Raw genomic sequence first — 18,659 nt, 5'->3', positions numbered from 1 at the left:
GTCTGGGTCGGCGCGTTGGTGTAAACAGCATCTGCAGCCTCTACGCCACCCTTTTTATTCCGTTTCATAGGCAAAACAGGGGCGAGCCCCTGTCCGACCAGCACAGGGTCGAAATGCGATATGACAGAGTTTCGGTTCATTCCGCCGCGATCTTTTCGCCTTTGCGTGCCTGCGTCTGCGCCGATAGCTCAGCCATCAACTGCGAGGCCCGTGCAATCGGGTTGCTCAGGTAGAAGTCCTTGACGGTGTGACGGAAGCTCGCCTTGCCCAGAGGGCCGAGCTTCAGCGCCTGAACCTCGTTTTCGATCACCTCGTCGATACGGGCCAGATGCGGCACCGCCTCGATCAGCGCGGTGCGTAGTTGCGCCAGCGAGTCATAAGGCAGCGTCGCACCCAGTTCGGCAGACAAAGCGCGCAGGATCGCCCAGTTTTCCTTCGCCTCACCTGGTGCAAACCCGGCACGCATCGCCAGTTGCGGGCGGCCTTCGGTGTTCACGAACAGGCCGTTTTCCTCGGTATAGGCTGCGCCCGGCAGGATCACGTCGGCGCGGTGCGCACCTCGATCGCCATGGCTGCCCTGATAGATGACAAAGGCGCCGTCGCCGATTTCAACTTCATCGGCACCGAGATTATAGATCACATCCGCCGCGCTGATTGTATCCATGCCACCTTCGTTGGTGGCATCGACATCCATAGAACCAACACGTGAGGCGGCTGTGTGCAGGACAATCAAACCGCTTTCGGTATTCGCCGCAATGGTTTGCGCAGCGGCCAAAACCGCAGCGCCATCCGCTTCCTGCAATGCACCCTGACCAATGATGACCAACGAGCGTTTGCCCTTGACCTCATCATCTCCGCCCATATCCACCACCTGCTGCAATGCCGCACGATCATCGCCGACATGGTGGTAATCATAGGTCAGATCGACTGCTGGACCGACCACAGCAATCTCAGCCCCATGCGCCCAGGCTTTGCGAATGCGCGCGTTCAGCACCGGCGCCTCATCACGCGGGTTGGTTCCGATCAGCAGAATGCGCTCGGCGCTGTCGATATCTTCGATCGCAGCGGTCCCGGCATAGGCCGCGCGGTTGCCCGTTGGCAACTTGGCGCCATCGGTACGGCATTCGACAACCCCGCCCTGCCCTTCAATCATCTGCTTCAGAGCAAACGTAGCCTCGACCGGGGCCAAGTCGCCCACGATACCGGCGGGCTTTTCAGCCCCTTTCAACGCCTCGGCCGCTTTGGTCAACGCCTCGGGCCACGTCGCCGGGCGCAGCTTACCGTTTTCACGCAAGTATGGCTTGTCCAGCCGCTGACGACGCAGGCCGTCCCACACAAACCGCGTCTTATCACTGATCCATTCTTCGTTCACGCCATCATGATTGCGCGGCAAAAAGCGCATGACTTCGCGCCCTTTGGTATCCACACGAATGTTCGAACCCAATGCATCCATCACGTCGATGCTTTCGGTCTTGGTCAGTTCCCAAGGGCGCGCGGTAAAAGCATAGGGTTTCGAGGTCAGCGCCCCGACGGGGCACAAGTCGATGATATTACCTTGCAGATTCGAATCCAGCGTCTGGTTCAGATATGACGTGATCTCGGCGTCTTCGCCCCGTCCGGTTTGACCCATCTGAGTGATCCCGGCCACTTCGGTTGTAAAGCGCACGCAGCGGGTGCAACTGATGCAGCGGGTCATCGCGGTACCAACCAGCGGACCCAGATCCAGATCATCGACCGCGCGCTTGGCTTCCTTAAACCGCGTGCCCGACATCCCATAAGCCATCGCCTGATCCTGCAGATCGCACTCGCCACCCTGATCGCAGATCGGGCAATCCAGCGGGTGGTTGATCAGCAAGAACTCCATCACTCCTTCGCGGGCCTTCTTGACCATGGGCGAGTTGGTTTTGACCACCGGTGCTTGCCCTTCCGGCCCCGGACGAAGATCGCGCACCTGCATGGCACAAGAGGCCGCAGGTTTAGGCGGCCCCCCAACAACTTCGACCAGACACATCCGGCAGTTCCCGGCAATCGACAGACGCTCGTGATAGCAAAAGCGCGGCACTTCAACCCCGGCCTGTTCGCAGGCCTGAATCAGGGTCATCGCACCATCGACTTCGATTTCCTGTCCGTCGATGTTAACTTTGCGGAGGTCAGACATGATTTAAACTACCCTTTCAGGAATGTGCCGATAGCAGATTTTTTGGCGATTTCGCTTCGCCCTGCCGAGCACATCGTATCTGGAACGCCAATCACGATGCCGTTTCCTTGGATATAACGAATAGCGTCGTCCTGTATCCGCTTCCGCGGCAAATTTCTTTCGAGATAGACAAAATCACTTTCCCGATACCCCTTGGCTTCTAGGTCGTCAGCTACCGTTTTCATGCTTTGCCTGATCTGCGATCGATTGAGCGACAAATTCGGACAACCGCCTGCAATCTGCTCTGCCATAGCGTTGGCAAAGGCCACATCATAGAGGCTCTGCGGAACCTGTGTACGAAACTGAGCGCGAGATGTGTCAGCGTCCAAAGCTTGGCTGGATGTTGACTCGCATCCAGCTAAGACCAAAAGCAAAACACCAGCAAAGCCCGTCATCAAAGCTCTGAAACCCATACTCAATTCGCCCTCAAATACACGCCGATGGCGCTGTTTCTTTCAATTTCCGCACGACCAAGCGTACAGAAGGAATTCGGCCGGTCATACGACACGCCATTTTGGGCCAGATAGGCCTCGCCCTTGGCGCGCATTCGGTCTTTTTCTGCATCCGAATCGACATAAGAACGGATTTCACTGTCGGAATAGCCCAACTGGTTCGCTTTCGACCGCAAGCCCCACATCACACCAATCGCCTTCATACGCCGTCCGCTGATGGAGGGGCAGTATTCCGAAATTTCGTTCGCGATTGCGATGTAATAGAGTTCGTTGTCGATCTCTTTGACTTCGCGCAAGGGAGGTTTAGCCAAAGCAACCGCAGGCAGTGTCAGCGCCGTTGCAACGGCAAGCATTTTGATACCAGACATGACAAATCCTTTCGTCTTGGAAAGACCAAGACGACGGAGGCCAGCATTGCTATGCAATAGCAATGGGCCTGTCACGGCGTGATATGCAAAAACCCGCTTCATGGACGGCGGCAGCTCCCGGCAAAGGTTAGTCTGTCATCGTTGATCTGAAGGTTTTGTGGTTCGGTATCCGGCCCGACCTTCCAGTCGATCCTGGAGGATCCGAAATTCGCGATGCAAAACTTAGTGCCCTCATAACGGCCAGCCTCGCGCGCACCATCCAATGAGGCAGATACTCCTTTGATCACAACGGTGAAATCCGAAGGAGACGCTTTTTTGTTGATGTGCTTTGCTTTGGCTCTGAACGACTTGCCATCGAATAGAATACGATCTTCCGAAGGCTTAATCAGCCCGCAGGCCGAAACCGCCACCAGCAGTAAAACTGCGCCGATGAGGGAACCATTCTTGGTTCTGGTCACAAGATCAACAGTTCGTTCAATCATTAAAACGCCGCCACCAATGCCATGATCCCCATCACGAACATGCAAAGCCAGGCAACCACGTAAAGAACCGAGCGCAAGCCAGAGTTCGGCTTACCCAGTCCACGCAGATGAACAAACAGCATTGCCAGACGCGAAACCAGTGCCACGGAGGCGAGCAAGTTTACCCAAAACGGGCTGACCCCCAACAAAATTGCCGCTATCGTCACAGCCGCAAAAGCAGGAAGCGTTTCAGTGCCGTTCAGATAGGCACGGTTCAACCGATAGGCCCTGTCTGAATAATCTTGCTCGGGCGTGGCGCCTGGCGCCAGCCCCTTACCCTGTTTGGCCATTGCCGAAAATGGGGCTAGGAACAGGACGACGAGGGTGAAGATCATCACCGATGCAAGTGCATGGCCATAGTCCGAAAATACTTCCATTTGAATCACTCCGCTGCCATCGCACCCGTGCGGCCCGATTTCTGGGCCTTGATGCGGTCTTCGATTTCTTCCCGGAAATTGCGGATCAGGCCCTGGATTGGCCAGGCTGCCGCATCACCGAGGGCACAGATCGTGTGGCCTTCCACCTGTTTGGTCACGTCAAACAGCATGTCGATCTCTTCCAACTCGGCCTCACCGCGCACAAGGCGGTCCATGACGCGCATCATCCATCCGGTGCCTTCGCGACACGGCGTGCACTGACCGCAGCTTTCATGTTTGTAAAACTTCGACAATCGCCAGATCGCTTTGATTATATCTGTGGATTTATCCATCACGATCACCGCAGCCGTACCCAGGCCCGAGCCCAGATCGTTGCGCAGGTGGTCAAAGTCCATGATCGCGTCGCGCATATTCTCACCGCGCACACAGGGCACCGACGAACCACCCGGAATAACCGCCAGCAAATTGTCCCAGCCGCCGCGAATGCCGCCGCAATGGGTTTCGATCAGCTGTTCAAACGGGATCGACATTGCCTCTTCGACCACACAGGGGTTGTTCACATGGCCCGAGATCGCAAACAGCTTGGTGCCTGCATTGTTCTGACGGCCAAAGCCTGCGAACCAGTCGGCCCCGCGACGCAAGATCGTCGGCACTACCGCAATGGATTCCACATTGTTCACCGTGGTCGGGCACCCATACAGACCTGCGCCCGCCGGGAACGGTGGCTTCATCCGCGGCATGCCCTTTTTGCCCTCAAGGCTTTCGATCAGGGCAGTTTCTTCACCACAGATATAGGCGCCCGCCCCGTGATGCAGAAACAAGTCGAAATCCCAGCCTGACCCAGCGGCGTTCTTGCCCAACAAACCGGCGTCATAGGCTTCGTCAATCGCGGCCTGCAGCGCCTCACGCTCGCGGATGTATTCCCCGCGCAGGTAGATATAGCAAGTATGCGCATTCATCGCGAAAGAGGCTATCAGGCAGCCTTCGATCAGCGTATGCGGATCGTGGCGCATGATTTCACGGTCTTTGCAGGTGCCAGGCTCGGATTCATCCGCGTTCACCACCAGATAGGACGGGCGACCGTCACTTTCCTTGGGCATGAAGGACCACTTCAGACCGGTTGGAAAACCCGCGCCGCCCCGGCCGCGCAGCCCTGAATCCTTCATCGTCTGGATGATCCAGTCGCGCCCGTTGCCGATCAGGCCAGCAGTGCCGTCCCAATGCCCCCGGGTCTGTGCACCGCGCAAAGTACGCTCGTGCATCCCGTAGATGTTGGTAAAGATCCTGTCCTGATCCTTCAGCATCATGTATTACCTTCAGCTGTCCTGACGCATGCGCCAGAGTTGAAATATGTTGACGCCCGCATAGATGAAACCGGCCAGCGCGGCAAAATCAAACAACAGCGCATAGCGTCCCGGCAGTTCCATCGCAGGGCCAATGAACATCGTCATGGCAAGCCAGATCAGCATGGTCACGGCGATGACCACCCCGATATGTCGACCCTTGCGGGCCATGGCCTGTTCCTTGTCCTTGTCCATCTTGTCCTAAATGCCCAGAGCGGGCACACATCCTAGTCTTCGTATGTACCGTCGTCCTTGGCCCGCTTGGCGAACTCGGTTTCTTCACCCGCCGCCAGCTTGGTGGCCTGATCAATCCAGCCGTCTCTCTCGATCCGGCCTTTGAACTTCAGCCGCGCATCAACCCAGGCAACCTGCTCAGGCGTCCATTTGGCGATCTGATCATAATGATAGAAGCCCAGCTCGTTCAGCGTCTTCTCAAGCTTAGGCCCGACACCTTTAAGCAGCTTCAGATCGTCCGACTTGCCGTCCCGCGCACCCGAAAGCGTATCGGGCTGGTCTTCTTTGACCGCCTTCGCTTCAGCCGCTTGTTTCACCGCAGGTTTGGCAGGTGCGGGGGCCTTGGGAGGTTTCGGAGCAGCCTTTGTCGCCGCTGCCTTGCCATCCTTGCCCAGCCATGGCGTAAGGATCGGAACCTCGGTCCCGTCGATGCGTTTGACGGTATCCCCCAGATCAGTCGCCAACTGAACGCTGGCATTATACTGGGTTCGGCCGCTGTCATATTCGGACAGGCTGGTCAGCCCCTTCAGAGGCTCTGCCGCATAGCGCCCGTTCTGAGGGCCCGGTGTCGGCACTTTGCCAGCGGCCAGATCGTCGATGATCTTGCCAAAACCCTCAGCGGTCAGGTCTTCGTAATAGTCCTTGCCGATCTGCGCCATCGGCGCGTTGGTGCAAGAGCCCAGGCATTCGACCTCTTCCCAACTCAGCTTGCCATCGGCGGACAAAGCATGCGGCTTGGCGGCGATCTTGTCCTTGCAGACCGCAATCAAATCCTCGGCCCCGCAGATCATGCAAGAGGTAGTCCCGCAGACCTGAATATGCGCCACCGAGCCAACCGGCTGCAGCTGAAACATGAAGTAGAACGAGGCAACTTCGAGCACGCGGATATAGGCCATGCCCAGCATGTCAGCGACAGATTCAATCGCCGGACGGCTCAGCCAGCCCTCTTGTTCTTGCGCGCGCCATAGCAGAGGGATCACCGCGCTGGCCTGACGGCCCTCGGGATACTTGGTGATCTGCGCTTCGGCCCATTGCTGGTTGGCAGCGGTGAAGGCAAAGCTTTCGGGTTGTTCTGGATGAAGGCGGCGGAGCATTAAGCACATTCCCCATTTTCTGCCAATCCAAGTTTCCATAAATTTGGATCATTTGAATTATTGGACGAGATCACTTTGGCGTCCACTAGATCAAAAATGGCCCACAAAAATGGCTCTTGTCCGGCGGGACAGTTCTCAACGCCTGACCCCGCCAACAATCTAGAATACACCATGCAGCTTTCTGATGAGCTAAGTTTGCTCAACACATAGTTCGAAGCGCGCTCTTCAAGCGATCTGTAGTGCTCGAACACCTCCGGAAACTCGTCAACCGGATAACAACCTTTCGTTGCCCTACAGTCGGCTACTTTCTCCAGAATGTCTGGGGATAGAAAGAGGCAAAAATCACTCAAAGGCGCCGCCGATACCGCATGGCCCATAGGAAGGATAGCTAAGGTAAACGCTAAGAGCTTCTTCACCGATCAATCTCCCCGAACACAACGTCCATGGTGCCGATGATGGCTGCGACGTCGGCCAGTTGGTGGCCTCCGGCGATGTGATCCATGGCTTGCAGGTGCAGGAAGCCCGGCGCGCGCAGTTTGGCCCTGTAAGGCTTGTTGGTGCCATCGGCGACCAGATAGACGCCGAATTCGCCCTTCGGGGCCTCGACGGCGGCATAGACCTCGCCCGCGGGCACGTGGAAGCCTTCGGTATACAGCTTGAAGTGATGGATCAGGCTTTCCATCGAGGTTTTCATATCCGAGCGTTTGGGCGGGGTGATCTTGCCGCGGGCCAGCACATCTCCGGGGCATTCGCGGATTTTGGCGATGGCCTGACGGATGATCAGCAAGGACTGGCGCATCTCTTCCATGCGGCAGAGATAGCGGTCATAGCAGTCGCCGTTCTTGCCGACCGGAATCTGGAACTCGAATTCGTCATAACATTCATAGGGCTGCGCGCGGCGCAAATCCCAGGCCAGCCCCGATCCGCGTACCATGACACCCGAGAAACCGTATTTCTGGATGTCATCCTCGGTCACCACGCCAATATCGGCGTTGCGCTGTTTGAAGATGCGGTTTTCGGTCAGCAGACCATCAATGTCGTCGAGAATGGTGGGGAATTCGTGGCTCCACGCCTCGATATCGTCCAGCAGTTCCGGCGGCAGGTCCTGATGCACACCGCCGGGGCGGAAATAGGCCGCGTGCAGGCGGGCACCACAGGCGCGTTCATAGAACACCATCAGCTTTTCGCGCTCTTCAAACCCCCAGAGCGGCGGGGTCAGCGCCCCCACATCCATCGCCTGCGTGGTCACGTTCAGCAAGTGGTTCAGGATGCGCCCGATCTCGGAATACAGCACCCGGATCAGAGAACCTCGGCGCGGCACCTCAACTCCGGTCAGCTTTTCAATGGCCAGACACCAGGCATGTTCCTGGTTCATCGGCGCAACGTAGTCGAGACGATCGAAATACGGCAGGTTCTGCAGATACGTCCGGCTTTCCATCAGCTTTTCGGTGCCACGGTGCAACAAACCGATATGCGGGTCGCAACGCTCAACAATCTCGCCATCCAGCTCAAGCACAAGCCGCAAAACCCCGTGCGCCGCAGGGTGTTGCGGGCCAAAGTTAATGTTGAAATTGCGGATCTTCTGTTCTCCGCTCAGCGCGTCCGTGCTGCCGTCATCATATCTTGAGCCGTCCATCAACGCCCCCGCTTATTCTTTTTTGCATCAGCCCGAACCCGGACCTTTTCGGCCTCGGCCGCCTTGGCTGCAGCCCCCGCCAGAAGGACCCCCAGCGCACCCAGCACGATCAGTTCCCCCAGCATCATCATCTCAGCGGCGCTCCAGCTCTTGCAGTTTCAGCCCGACCCACCACAGCAACGCGATCGTGCCAAAGGGGATCAGACAGAGCAGGCACCAGTATTTGTTAATCCCGAAGAACGGCAAAATCTTCACCATCGGGATGATGGTCAGTGCAGATAGGATCAGCCACCAAATGCCACCCATTATTCGCTCTCCTGTTTCTCATCGCCGGGCAGGATGTAATTCGCACCCTCCCACGGAGACATGAAATCAAACTGACGGTATTCCTGCACCAGATTGACCGGCTCATAGACCACACGCTTTTGCGCCTCGTCATAACGGACCTCGGTATAACCGGTGGTCGGGAAATCCTTGCGCAGCGGATAGCCACGAAAGCCATAGTCGGTCAGGATTCGCCGCAGATCAGGATGGCCCGAGAAAAGGATGCCGAACATATCGAACACCTCGCGCTCGAACCAGTTGGCCGAAGGGTGAACGTCGACAATCGACGGCACCATGTCATCCTCACGGATCGACACGCGCAGGCGGATACGCTGGTTCTGGTACATCGACAGGAAGTGATAGACCACATCGAACCGCTTGGCCCGCTCGGGATAGTCAACGGCTGTGATGTCCACCAGGGTCGAGAACTTGCAACTGGCATCGCCCTTCAGAAATTCGATAAATTCCACAAGGTTCGACGGGGCCACGTCCACGTTCAACTCATCATGGGTGACATCCCAGGACAGAACGCAATCGGTCCGTTTGAGTTCCAGCTGCGCGCCGAGTTCTTTGAGTGCTTCGCTCATTGCCCTCTCCTCAGCGTACAATGGTGCCGGTGCGGCGGATTTTGCGCTGCAGCTGCATCAGACCATACAACAGCGCCTCAGCCGTCGGAGGGCAACCGGGCACGTAGATATCGACCGGCACAATGCGGTCACAGCCGCGCACAACAGAATAGGAATAATGGTAATACCCGCCGCCGTTGGCGCAGGATCCCATCGAGATCACATAGCGCGGCTCGGGCATCTGGTCATAGACCTTACGCAGCGCAGGCGCCATTTTGTTGGTAAGCGTTCCGGCCACAATCATCACATCCGACTGACGTGGGGACGCGCGTGGCGCGATACCAAACCGTTCTGCATCATAACGCGGCATCGAGGTATGCATCATCTCAACTGCGCAACAGGCCAGCCCGAAGGTCATCCAGTGCAACGACCCGGTGCGCGCCCAATTGATGATATCCTCGGTCGAAGTTAGCAGGAACCCTTTGTCCTGCAGCTCGGCATTCAGGGCCTGGGTGGCGACTTCTTTATCGACGCCAGCGGTGTTTGCACCCGTCATCACTCCCATTCCAGGGCCCCTTTCTTCCATTCATAGGCAAAGCCGATGGTCAGAACGCCCAGGAATACTATCATGGACCAGAAGCCCACATCGCTGATGTCCTTGAAACCGACGGCCCAGGGAAACAGAAACGCGATTTCCAGATCGAAGATGATGAAGAGAATCGAAACCAGGTAAAACCGGACGTCGAATTTCATGCGCGCATCGTCGAAGGCGTTGAACCCGCACTCGTATGCGCTGACCTTTTCCGGGTCGGGATTGCGGACGGCCAGCACCACAGCGGCAAGAATCAGGACGATTCCAAGGCCCGCAGCGACGACCAGAAACACCAGGATCGGGAGGTACTCCCGCAGCAGGTCTTCCACGAATAGCTCCTTTCCTGCGCGTGCCCCGTAGGGGAGCGCCGTCAATTAGCGTGTTGACTGGACATTCTCTATCCGCGCGGGGTCAGAGGGTCAACCAAACACAACCGCATGGCACCCTAATATTCCGTTTCATTCCAGCCGAACTTCGATCCGTGAAACGCCCAGACCGACAGAACGTAAACCTAACTATTCCATACAGGTTTTCGCTTGTCGAAGAATGCGCTGATTCCCTCATGCGCCTCGTCAGTTTCCCAGCGCGCAACCAGCGCCCGGATCGTTTGGTCGATAACGGGATCGTCAACACGCGGCCCCAGACTATGGACCAAGGCCTTGGCCGAGGCCACCGCACCAGGCGCACATGACAAATAGGGTTCAACCTCGGCCTCGACAGCGTCCGCCAGATCTTCTGCTGAGACCGTTTTGGCCAACAGGCCCAAATCGACGGCCTCGGCCGCGTCAAACAATCGGGCCGACATAAAGACCCGCCGCGCACGTGCCGCCCCCATCCGAGCGACAACATAGGGGCCGATGGTGGCCGGGATCAGACCCAGTCGCGTCTCGGTCAGGCCCATTTTGAGGGTCTCGACACCTACTGCCACGTCGCAGACGGCGGCAAGGCCCACGCCGCCACCGAAGGCGTTGCCCTGTAACGCTCCGATCAGCGGTTTGGGCATCACGTTCAACGCCTGCAACATCTCGGCCAGTTTGCGTGCTTCGACAAAGCGTGTCTGAGGATCCGCTGCCATCTGGTCCTGCATCCAGCCCAGATCCCCACCGGCACAAAAGCTTTTGCCTGCTCCGGTCAGAACGACGACGCGCACAGTTCCATCGCTGCCCAACTGTACTGCCGCTTGTGTCAGTTCCCGGATCATCTGCGCGGACATCGCATTATGCTTTTCCGGGCGGTTCAGCGTCAGGGTTGCAACGCCACGTGGATCAACCGTGACCGAGATCGTTTCAAACATCGCCTACTCCGCCCTCATGGCCAGTGCCATTTGTGCCGCTTGTTCCACGATCCCCAGATCAAGTCCCGTTTCATATCCAAGACGCTCTAAATGCGCGACCACGGCTTCGGTGGCCACGTTCCCTGCGGCGCCGGGTGCATAGGGGCAACCGCCCAACCCCCCGACTGCTGAGTCAAATGTCCGCACGCCCAGCGTCAATGCAGCGTCGATATTGTCGATGGCCCGACCATTGGTGTCGTGGAAATGTCCCGCCAAGCGGGTAACAGGCACCGTCTCACGCACCGCCAGAAGCATATGGGCGATAGTGTCCGGTGTTCCCTGCCCGATCGTATCTCCCAGCGATACCTCATAGCAACCCAGCGCAAATAGTGTGTCCGCAATCTCGGCCACCTTCTCGGGTGGGGTCGGACCATCATAGGGGCAGTCGGTCACGCAGGACACGTAACCGCGCACTGGCAGGTCAATATGGCGCGCAGCCTCTAGGATCGGTTTGAACCTCTCAATGGATTCGGCGATGGTCGCGTTGAGATTGGCCTTCGAGAACCCTTCCGAGGCAGACGCGAATACGGCAATCTCATCCGCTTTGGCAGACAAGGCGTCCTCGTACCCGCGCATATTTGGCGTCAGCGCCGCATAGCGCACCTTACCAACCCGCTGGATCCCGGCCAGAACACCGGCACTGCCAGCCATCTGGGGCACCCATTTCGGAGACACAAAACTGGCAACTTCGATCCGATTGAAGCCCGCCTTGCTCAGGCAATCGATCAGAGCGACCTTCTCGGCAACAGGAATTTCCCGCTGTTCGTTCTGCAGCCCATCACGTGGCCCTACTTCAAAAATGTCGACCCGTTCACCCATAGCTTTCGCCTCCCGTTATGCCGTGTTGTCCCGACTGTGCCACGTTGCGGCGCAGCGGGACAGATCATTCCTCCTCCAGCCGGACCAGCGCCGCGCCGGCCTCGACCTGAGCGCCCGTTTCGGCCAGCACCTCGGCGATCACGCCATCACGGGCAGCCAGCAAGGAATGTTCCATTTTCATCGCTTCCAGAATGGCCAGTCGATCACCTTCTGAAACGGCTTGCCCTACGGTGGCGAACATGGCCTTGACCAGACCGGGCATCGGCGCCTCGACCACATTGGTATCGCCCAAGGCGCTTGCATCGCGATCCAGCGGATCGACATGCTCAAACACTTGCCCATAGTCATCGAATACTGTGATTGTCGCACCAGCCAGTGCCACGGGCGGCATCGGGCGATCATCAATGTACCAGCCTCCATTGCGCCGTTGCGCCAGAACCGTTGTGTCCTTGATCTGCCAGACCTGCCGGTCAGGTCCTTCGACCTGTACGTCTAGATCAATGAGCTCGCTATCGTACTTCAACTGGACGGCCCGGTGCAGCGGCGCCCACAGGCTGAAACCCGTGTCGGGCCCGGTCTCGACCAGATCAAGCGCCGTCATGGCTGCTGCAACAATCAAGCCCGCGCGCGCATCAGAAGTTCGGACCAGCCCGTCGATATCCCGACCGATCAGCCCGGTATCGACATCGCCCGCCACAAATCCGGGGTGCCGGGTCAGCGCGCCAAGAAACGAGAGATTCGTGACCGTCCCGGCAACCTCGGTCCGCCGAAGAACCCGGTGCAGGTTTTCCAGCGCCACTGCACGCGTCGGGCCATGCACCACGACCTTGGCAATCATCGGATCGTACCAGGGGCTGATTGTATCGCCGGACCGCACTCCGCTATCGGCGCGGCATTCCGCAGGAAAGCGCAGATGTGTCAGCGTACCTGTTGCGGGCAAAAACCCTTTGGGCACGTCCTCGGCGTAAAGCCGGGCTTCGAACGCATGCCCGTTGATCGTCAGGTCATCCTGCGTTTTTGGCAACGCCTCACCCGAGGCGACTCGCAACTGCCATTCGACCAGATCAACGCCGGTAATCGCCTCGGTCACGGGGTGTTCCACCTGCAAGCGCGTGTTCATCTCCATGAACCAGAACCGATCCGGGCGCAGCCCGTCCGATGCATCAACGATGAACTCAACCGTACCTGCGCCTTTGTAGCCAATCGCCTCGGCGGCGCGCACGCCCGCCTGCCCCATGGCCTCACGCATTTCAACCGTCATTCCGGGCGCCGGAGCTTCTTCGATCACCTTCTGGTGCCGCCGCTGCAGCGAACAATCGCGTTCGAACAGATGCACCGCCTGGGTGCCATCGCCGAACACCTGCACCTCGATATGCCGGGGCTTGGAAACGAATTTTTCGACCAGAACGGCATCGTTGCCAAAGGCGGTTTTCGCCTCTCCCCGCGCACTGTCTAGAGCCTCAGTAAAGTCTTCGGGGTGCTCTACCAGCCGCATGCCCTTGCCGCCGCCCCCCGCAACGGCCTTGATCAGCACTGGATATCCGATGGTCTGGGCCGCGCCCGCCAGATGATCAGGGTCTTGGTTATCGCCGTGATAACCCGGAACCACGGGCACGCCCGCCAGCTCCATCAACACTTTTGCCGCGTCTTTGAGGCCCATCTTGCGGATCGCATCCGCCGAGGGCCCGATAAAGATCAGACCCGCAGCCTCAACCGCGTCAACGAAACCGGGGTTTTCAGACAGAAACCCATAGCCCGGATGAATCGCCTGCGCGCCCGTATCCAGCGCTGCCTGAACGATCACATCACCCTTTAAATAGCTGTCCGCCGGGGCCGCGCCACCGATATGCACCGCCTCATCCGCCATTCGCACATGCTTGGCCGAGGCGTCCGCGTCCGAGTACACTGCAACACAGGACACACCCATTTTCTGAGCCGTTTCCATCACCCGACAGGCAATCTCGCCTCGGTTAGCAATCAGGATTTTATTGAACATGGCTTATCCCTCAACCCCGAGATCTTCGACAAGTCGGAACCGCTCGCAGAGCAATTCCATTTCGGGATCAAACCCGCCGTTTCGCTCGAAATACCGGCGGTGATCTTCGCGCCATCCTTCAAGCGCCTCATTCTCGCCCTCGGCCAGCGCGAAATCCTCGGTCACATCGCAATATCGGCAGGTCGTTACCTCATTCGTTTCGATCACCAGCGCGGGACGACCATCCCAGTCCAAAGCGATATCGCGCCGCCCAACGACCGGAGTATCCGCACTGCCTTCGGGATAGTCTCGCAAAGCACCGCAGGTCGCTGTTTTCCTTCCTGCACGCACTAAGGCCAAAAGTTCTGCGCTCAACGTTGCGTTGTCACCAAACTTGAAAGTCTGAGCACCCGGATAGCGGGCCATGACATCATTCAAAGAAACGTTCATCTTACATCCTGAACACGCCGAAACGTGTCTCCTCAATCGGGGCATTCAGGGCGGCACTCAGCGACAAGGCCAGAACATCGCGACTTTTGCGCGGGTCGATGATGCCATCATCCCATAGGCGCGCCGAGGCATAGAGTGGGTGAGATTGTTCCTCGAACATATCCAATGTTGGGCGCTTGAATTCGATCTCTTCCTCAGCCGACCAACTGCCACCCTGTCGCTCGATCCCGTCTCGTTTGACGGTGGCCAGCACGCCCGCCGCTTGCTCGCCCCCCATTACGGAAATACGCGAGTTCGGCCAAGTCCACAGGAACCTGGGCTGATAGGCCCGCCCCGCCATGCCATAGTTCCCGGCCCCGAACGAGCCCCCGACAAGCATGGTGATCTTGGGTACCGAAGTCGTAGCAACGGCTGTCACCATCTTTGCCCCGTGCCGCGCAATGCCTTCGTTTTCGTATTTGCGGCCCACCATAAAGCCGGTGATATTTTGCAGGAAGACCAGCGGGATTTTGCGTTGCGAACACAGCTCAACAAAATGCGCGCCCTTTTGGGCGGCCTCGGAAAACAGCACGCCGTTGTTGGCGATGATCCCAACCGGGCAGCCTTTGACATGGGCAAACCCGGTCACAAGCGTCTCACCAAAGCGCGGTTTGAATTCGTCAAATCGCGAGCCATCGACAAGCCGCGCGATCACCTCGCGGATATCATAGGGCGTGCGCAGGTCGGCGGGAACAACGCCCAGAATTTCCTCGGGGTCATAAGCCGGGTCTTCGGGGCTGGCCCAATCCACGGTCTGCGGTTTGCGCAGGTTCAGAGATCCCACCGCCTGCCGCGCCAAAGCCAGCGCGTGGGCGTCGTCCTCAGCCAGGTAATCGGCCACGCCGGACAGGCGGGTATGGACGTCGCCACCGCCCAAATCCTCGGCGCTGACGACCTCTCCGGTCGCGGCCTTGACCAAAGGCGGACCGGCCAGAAAGATCGTGCCCTGATCTTTGACGATGATCGTCACATCCGACATCGCGGGCACATAGGCCCCGCCCGCCGTACACGAACCCATGACCACCGCGATCTGAGGGATTCCTTTGGCACTCATTCGGACCTGATTATAGAAGATGCGGCCAAAGTGGTCGCGGTCGGGAAAGACCTCGTCCTGGTTGGGCAGGTTCGCCCCGCCGCTGTCAACCAGATAGATACAGGGGAGTTGGCTTTCCTCGGCAATCTCCTGCGCGCGCAGGTGTTTCTTGACCGACATCGGATAATAAGTGCCGCCCTTCACGGTGGCGTCGTTGCAAACCACCATGACCTCGCGCCCCTGCACCCGGCCAATGCCCGCAATCACACCAGCGCTTGGCGCTGCATCACCATACATCCCATGCGCCGCCGTCGCGCCGATTTCCAGAAACGGGGACCCTGGGTCCAGCAGGTTCGCAACCCGGCGCCGGGGGAGCATCTTGCCACGGGATTCATGCCGCGCGCGGGATTTTTCACCCCCGCCCAGACGGGCCGCTTCCGCAGCGGCAGAGATTTGCGCCAGCGCGTCGAGATGAGCCGCGCGGTTTGCCTTGAATCCCTCAGAGGTGGGTATGGCTTTGGAATTGAGTTTCATTGGTGTTTACCCTCCAAAAGCCGTTCGGCCAATCGCAAGTTCAGCCACTTCATAGTAGCATCTAACAATAGGCATTCATTTTCAGACATGTCGGCTTCGCATTTCGTTTGAAAATCTTCGGAAGTTCGCCGCCGCGCATTCGCATAAAAGGAGCGCCTGAAACCCTTGAGGTTTGGGTTCGCTGGTAAATTCCCCGAAATTTCTGCACTTCTGAGACGAATGTGCTCAATTAAAATCTCGTGACAAATGTCCTGGTAGGAGTTTTCCTGATTATTTGTGCAATAGTCCAAGGCAGATGCAACACAATCCATATCCAACGTCATTTTTGGAACAGACATCACCGTCGTTTTGCTAAGTTGCGTACACCCATCCAACCAGTTTTCGACACCTATGACCGGCTCCAAAGCTTGCCCCATGCTTTCGTCCGCCTCAAGGGCCGCCGCGGAAATTAGCAGTGCAACCAACCCCGGCCAAAACATCTTACTCATGATTTCGGCCTCTTCTGCGTTTCAGTTTCCCCCGCCGCCCGCGCCTTCAATTCCTTCCGGATCACTTTCCCCGTCACAGTCATCGGCAGTTTCTCCAGAAACGCCACCTCGCGCGGATAGGAATACTGCGCCAGACGGTCTTTGACCCAATCCTGCAACTCTCGCTCCGCAACCGTGGCTCCCGGTTTCAACACCACATACGCCTTCACGATCTCGGTCCGCAACGGATCGGGCTTGCCGACCACACCAACTGTCGCCACCGCCGGGTGGGTCAGTAGGCAATCCTCGATCTCGGCGGGGCCGATGCGATACCCGGCGGAAGTGATCACATCGTCATCGCGGCCAACAAAGTGTAAGTACTCACCCTCCCACACGCCGCGATCTCCGGTGATCAGCCAATCGCCGCGGAACTTCTCGGCCGTGGCCTCAGGCCGGTTCCAGTATTCCAGCAGCATCGAGGCCGAGCCTCGGCGGATGGCCACGTCGCCCTCTTGATCTGTGGGCTGGCCATCCTGGTCGATCACTGCAACTTCATGCCCCGGAACCGGTTTACCGATGCAACCCGGGTGCACGGGAAAATCCTCAGCGCAGGAAGACACGACCATGTTGCATTCGGTTTGGCCGTAGAATTCGTTGATCGTCAGGCCGAACGCCTGCTTCCCCCATTCCAACATCTCGGCACCCAGCGGCTCCCCTCCGGAAGCGACTGAGCGCAGACCGGGGATCGCCTGATCCGTGGCCTTGAGCATCCGCAATGCGGTAGGCGGAAAGAATACGTTCCGTACCCCGCCACGTGCGATCACATCCGCACAGGCCTCGGGGGTGAATTTCTCGAGCCGGGCCGCGACCACCGGAATGCCCAGCGCCAGCCCTGGCATCAACACATCGAACAACCCGCCAATCCATGCCCAGTCGGCGGGCGTCCACAGACAGTCACCTTCGCGCAGATGGCTGTGGCTGATCGAGACCCCCGGCAAATGGCCGGTCAAAACCCGATGCCCATGCAGCGCGCCTTTGGGGCTGCCGGTTGTGCCGGAAGTATAGATCAGAACTGCCGGATCCTCGGGGCCGGTATCCGCAAAGGGCACCGGATCATCAGACGGAGCTATCTGATCGACCAGAACCGGTACGGCAAGATCCCCCAGCAGTGCAGCACCCTCTGCGTCTGTCAACACCAGTTGCGCCCCTGCATCCGCGACACGCGAGGCCAGCGCGTCATGTTTGAACAATTTAAACAAAGGCACCGAAATCGCGCCGATCTTCCAGATCGCAAGATGCGCCGCCGCGCAGCTGGGTGACTGACTGAGCAGTACTCCAACGCGATCCCCAGGCCGCACCCGATCGAGCAAGGCGTATGCGATGTCATCGGCCAAGCGTCCGAGTTGTGCAAACGAGACGACCTTGCCCTCACCCCCGGTCAGGTCGATGATCGCCGTCCGCTCTGGGGGTTGTTCCAAGCATTGCCGCGCCATGTTCAACCGGTCCGGCAGGTCCCAGCCCCCACCCTGATGCAAACCAGGTATGCCTTCAGCGGGACACATTACCGAAACCCTTTGTTTTTCTAGGTTTTTCCTGAATCGAGCCACCAAAGACGGTCACGGGAATTTGATGCAGATCAGAGTCGGCGGGCTTTGCTTCATGCAAAACCCGGTCATCAACAAATCCAAAGGCCGTAAAATGACCAAGAAACTCGCCGCTTTGACCCTTTCGACCGCGCTCGTCGCGTTTGCTGCGCCCGTTTTCGCCCAAAATCAGGGCGACTGGACCGTTGGTGTCGGTGTCGGCTATCTCGACCCGAAATCCGACAATGGATCCCTCGCCGGGCTGGATGCAGATGTCGATTCCGACACACGCCCGATCTTTACTGCCGAGTATTTCGTTCGGGATAATCTGGGTATCGAGCTGCTGGCCGCCACACCGTTCAGCCATGAGGTCACACTGGGTGGCAGCCTCGACGCAGGGACCGTCAAACACCTGCCGCCCACATTGTCGCTGAACTATCACTTCCCGACCAACTCGGTCTGGAAACCCTATGTCGGCGCGGGCATCAACTATACCATCTTCTTCGACGAAAAATCGGCTCTGGGTGATCTCGAGCTCGACAACTCGGTCGGCCTCGCACTGCAGGCCGGTCTGGACTATATGGTCACCGAAAAAGGCGCTGTTCGTCTGAACGTACGCTGGTTCGACATCGACTCGGACGTCAAACTGAACGGCACCGATATCGGCACAGCTGAAATCGATCCTTGGCTGGTCGGCGTATCCTACGTTCACCGCTTCTGAT

General features: G+C 58.3%; 23 protein-coding genes. 1 reads left to right on the top strand and 22 read right to left on the bottom strand.

Going from position 1 to position 18,659, the window contains the following annotated elements:
* Positions 1-136: 136 nt before the first annotated feature.
* From nuoG to AC2FFB_RS11690, 22 genes are all read right to left on the bottom strand, one after another.
* Entirely contained in the window at positions 137-2,158 is a 2,022-nt protein-coding gene (gene nuoG, locus AC2FFB_RS11795) for an NADH-quinone oxidoreductase subunit NuoG (protein WP_496689755.1), read from the bottom strand.
* An 8-nt stretch (positions 2,159-2,166) separates the two neighbouring features.
* Positions 2,167-2,592, bottom strand: coding sequence for a DUF5333 family protein (locus AC2FFB_RS11790; protein WP_271950187.1), 426 nt, complete (start codon positions 2,590-2,592; stop codon positions 2,167-2,169).
* Positions 2,593-2,612: 20 nt separating this feature from the next.
* Positions 2,613-3,017, bottom strand: a complete 405-nt coding sequence (locus AC2FFB_RS11785; RefSeq protein WP_271950189.1) for a DUF5333 domain-containing protein — start codon at positions 3,015-3,017, stop codon at positions 2,613-2,615.
* Positions 3,018-3,115: 98 nt separating this feature from the next.
* On the bottom strand, positions 3,116-3,499 hold the full coding sequence (locus AC2FFB_RS11780) for a hypothetical protein (protein ID WP_496713066.1): 384 nt from the start codon (positions 3,497-3,499) through the stop codon (positions 3,116-3,118).
* Positions 3,499-3,915 carry an MAPEG family protein gene (locus tag AC2FFB_RS11775; RefSeq protein WP_142634887.1) on the bottom strand — a complete coding sequence of 139 codons (417 nt, stop codon included), beginning with the start codon at positions 3,913-3,915 and terminating at the stop codon, positions 3,499-3,501. Before AC2FFB_RS11775 ends, AC2FFB_RS11780 begins: the two co-directional genes overlap by 1 nt.
* Positions 3,916-3,920: 5 nt before the next feature.
* The gene (gene nuoF / locus AC2FFB_RS11770; protein ID WP_496689753.1) at positions 3,921-5,219 is read right to left on the bottom strand and encodes an NADH-quinone oxidoreductase subunit NuoF; all 1,299 of its coding nucleotides are present in this window, start codon (positions 5,217-5,219) and stop codon (positions 3,921-3,923) included.
* 12 nt (positions 5,220-5,231) lie between these two features.
* Complete coding sequence (locus tag AC2FFB_RS11765) at positions 5,232-5,453, bottom strand: DUF5337 domain-containing protein (RefSeq protein ID WP_271950193.1); 222 nt, start codon at positions 5,451-5,453, stop codon at positions 5,232-5,234.
* Between the two features lie 32 nt (positions 5,454-5,485).
* Positions 5,486-6,586, bottom strand: a complete 1,101-nt coding sequence (gene nuoE, locus AC2FFB_RS11760; RefSeq protein ID WP_496713064.1) for an NADH-quinone oxidoreductase subunit NuoE — start codon at positions 6,584-6,586, stop codon at positions 5,486-5,488.
* Positions 6,586-7,002 carry a hypothetical protein gene (locus AC2FFB_RS11755; protein WP_496693926.1) on the bottom strand — a complete coding sequence of 139 codons (417 nt, stop codon included), beginning with the start codon at positions 7,000-7,002 and terminating at the stop codon, positions 6,586-6,588. Before AC2FFB_RS11755 ends, nuoE begins: the two co-directional genes overlap by 1 nt.
* Positions 6,999-8,222, bottom strand: coding sequence for an NADH-quinone oxidoreductase subunit D (locus AC2FFB_RS11750; RefSeq protein WP_271950197.1), 1,224 nt, complete (start codon positions 8,220-8,222; stop codon positions 6,999-7,001). Before AC2FFB_RS11750 ends, AC2FFB_RS11755 begins: the two co-directional genes overlap by 4 nt.
* Positions 8,222-8,353 carry a hypothetical protein gene (locus tag AC2FFB_RS11745; protein WP_271950199.1) on the bottom strand — a complete coding sequence of 44 codons (132 nt, stop codon included), beginning with the start codon at positions 8,351-8,353 and terminating at the stop codon, positions 8,222-8,224. Before AC2FFB_RS11745 ends, AC2FFB_RS11750 begins: the two co-directional genes overlap by 1 nt.
* 1 nt (position 8,354) lies before the next feature.
* Positions 8,355-8,528 (bottom strand): hypothetical protein, encoded by a 174-nt coding sequence (locus tag AC2FFB_RS11740; RefSeq protein WP_170433422.1) that lies wholly within the window; start codon positions 8,526-8,528, stop codon positions 8,355-8,357.
* Positions 8,528-9,133: an NADH-quinone oxidoreductase subunit C gene (locus tag AC2FFB_RS11735; protein ID WP_271950203.1), complete on the bottom strand. Its 606-nt coding sequence runs from the start codon at positions 9,131-9,133 to the stop codon at positions 8,528-8,530. The genes AC2FFB_RS11740 and AC2FFB_RS11735 overlap by 1 nt, the downstream gene beginning before the upstream one ends.
* A gap of 10 nt (positions 9,134-9,143) precedes the next feature.
* On the bottom strand, positions 9,144-9,677 hold the full coding sequence (locus AC2FFB_RS11730; protein ID WP_037307875.1) for a NuoB/complex I 20 kDa subunit family protein: 534 nt from the start codon (positions 9,675-9,677) through the stop codon (positions 9,144-9,146).
* Positions 9,668-10,033, bottom strand: coding sequence for an NADH-quinone oxidoreductase subunit A (locus AC2FFB_RS11725; protein WP_142634899.1), 366 nt, complete (start codon positions 10,031-10,033; stop codon positions 9,668-9,670). The genes AC2FFB_RS11730 and AC2FFB_RS11725 overlap by 10 nt, the downstream gene beginning before the upstream one ends.
* A 182-nt stretch (positions 10,034-10,215) precedes the next feature.
* A complete protein-coding gene (locus tag AC2FFB_RS11720; RefSeq protein ID WP_496689749.1) occupies positions 10,216-10,998 on the bottom strand; it encodes a crotonase/enoyl-CoA hydratase family protein in 783 nt (260 codons plus the stop codon).
* A gap of 3 nt (positions 10,999-11,001) precedes the next feature.
* The gene (locus tag AC2FFB_RS11715) at positions 11,002-11,856 is read right to left on the bottom strand and encodes a hydroxymethylglutaryl-CoA lyase (RefSeq protein ID WP_496874934.1); all 855 of its coding nucleotides are present in this window, start codon (positions 11,854-11,856) and stop codon (positions 11,002-11,004) included.
* 64 nt (positions 11,857-11,920) lie between these two features.
* A complete protein-coding gene (locus AC2FFB_RS11710) occupies positions 11,921-13,852 on the bottom strand; it encodes an acetyl/propionyl/methylcrotonyl-CoA carboxylase subunit alpha (protein ID WP_496713061.1) in 1,932 nt (643 codons plus the stop codon).
* A gap of 3 nt (positions 13,853-13,855) precedes the next feature.
* Positions 13,856-14,281, bottom strand: coding sequence for an ASCH domain-containing protein (locus tag AC2FFB_RS11705; RefSeq protein WP_142634907.1), 426 nt, complete (start codon positions 14,279-14,281; stop codon positions 13,856-13,858).
* 1 nt (position 14,282) lies between these two features.
* A complete protein-coding gene (locus tag AC2FFB_RS11700) occupies positions 14,283-15,887 on the bottom strand; it encodes a carboxyl transferase domain-containing protein (protein ID WP_496874933.1) in 1,605 nt (534 codons plus the stop codon).
* A complete protein-coding gene (locus AC2FFB_RS11695; RefSeq protein ID WP_496874932.1) occupies positions 15,884-16,375 on the bottom strand; it encodes a hypothetical protein in 492 nt (163 codons plus the stop codon). Before AC2FFB_RS11695 ends, AC2FFB_RS11700 begins: the two co-directional genes overlap by 4 nt.
* Entirely contained in the window at positions 16,372-17,916 is a 1,545-nt protein-coding gene (locus AC2FFB_RS11690) for an AMP-binding protein (protein WP_496874931.1), read from the bottom strand. Before AC2FFB_RS11690 ends, AC2FFB_RS11695 begins: the two co-directional genes overlap by 4 nt.
* Positions 17,917-18,052: 136 nt before the next feature.
* On the opposite strand from AC2FFB_RS11690, the gene AC2FFB_RS11685 reads away from it, so the two are divergent.
* Positions 18,053-18,658, top strand: coding sequence for an OmpW/AlkL family protein (locus AC2FFB_RS11685; protein ID WP_271950306.1), 606 nt, complete (start codon positions 18,053-18,055; stop codon positions 18,656-18,658).
* Position 18,659 lies beyond the last annotated feature (1 nt).

This window comes from Ruegeria sp. YTSA219, assembly GCF_059609985.1.
The sequence above is the reverse complement of the archived record's forward strand: the minus strand, read 5'-3'. Positions and strand labels throughout refer to the sequence as shown.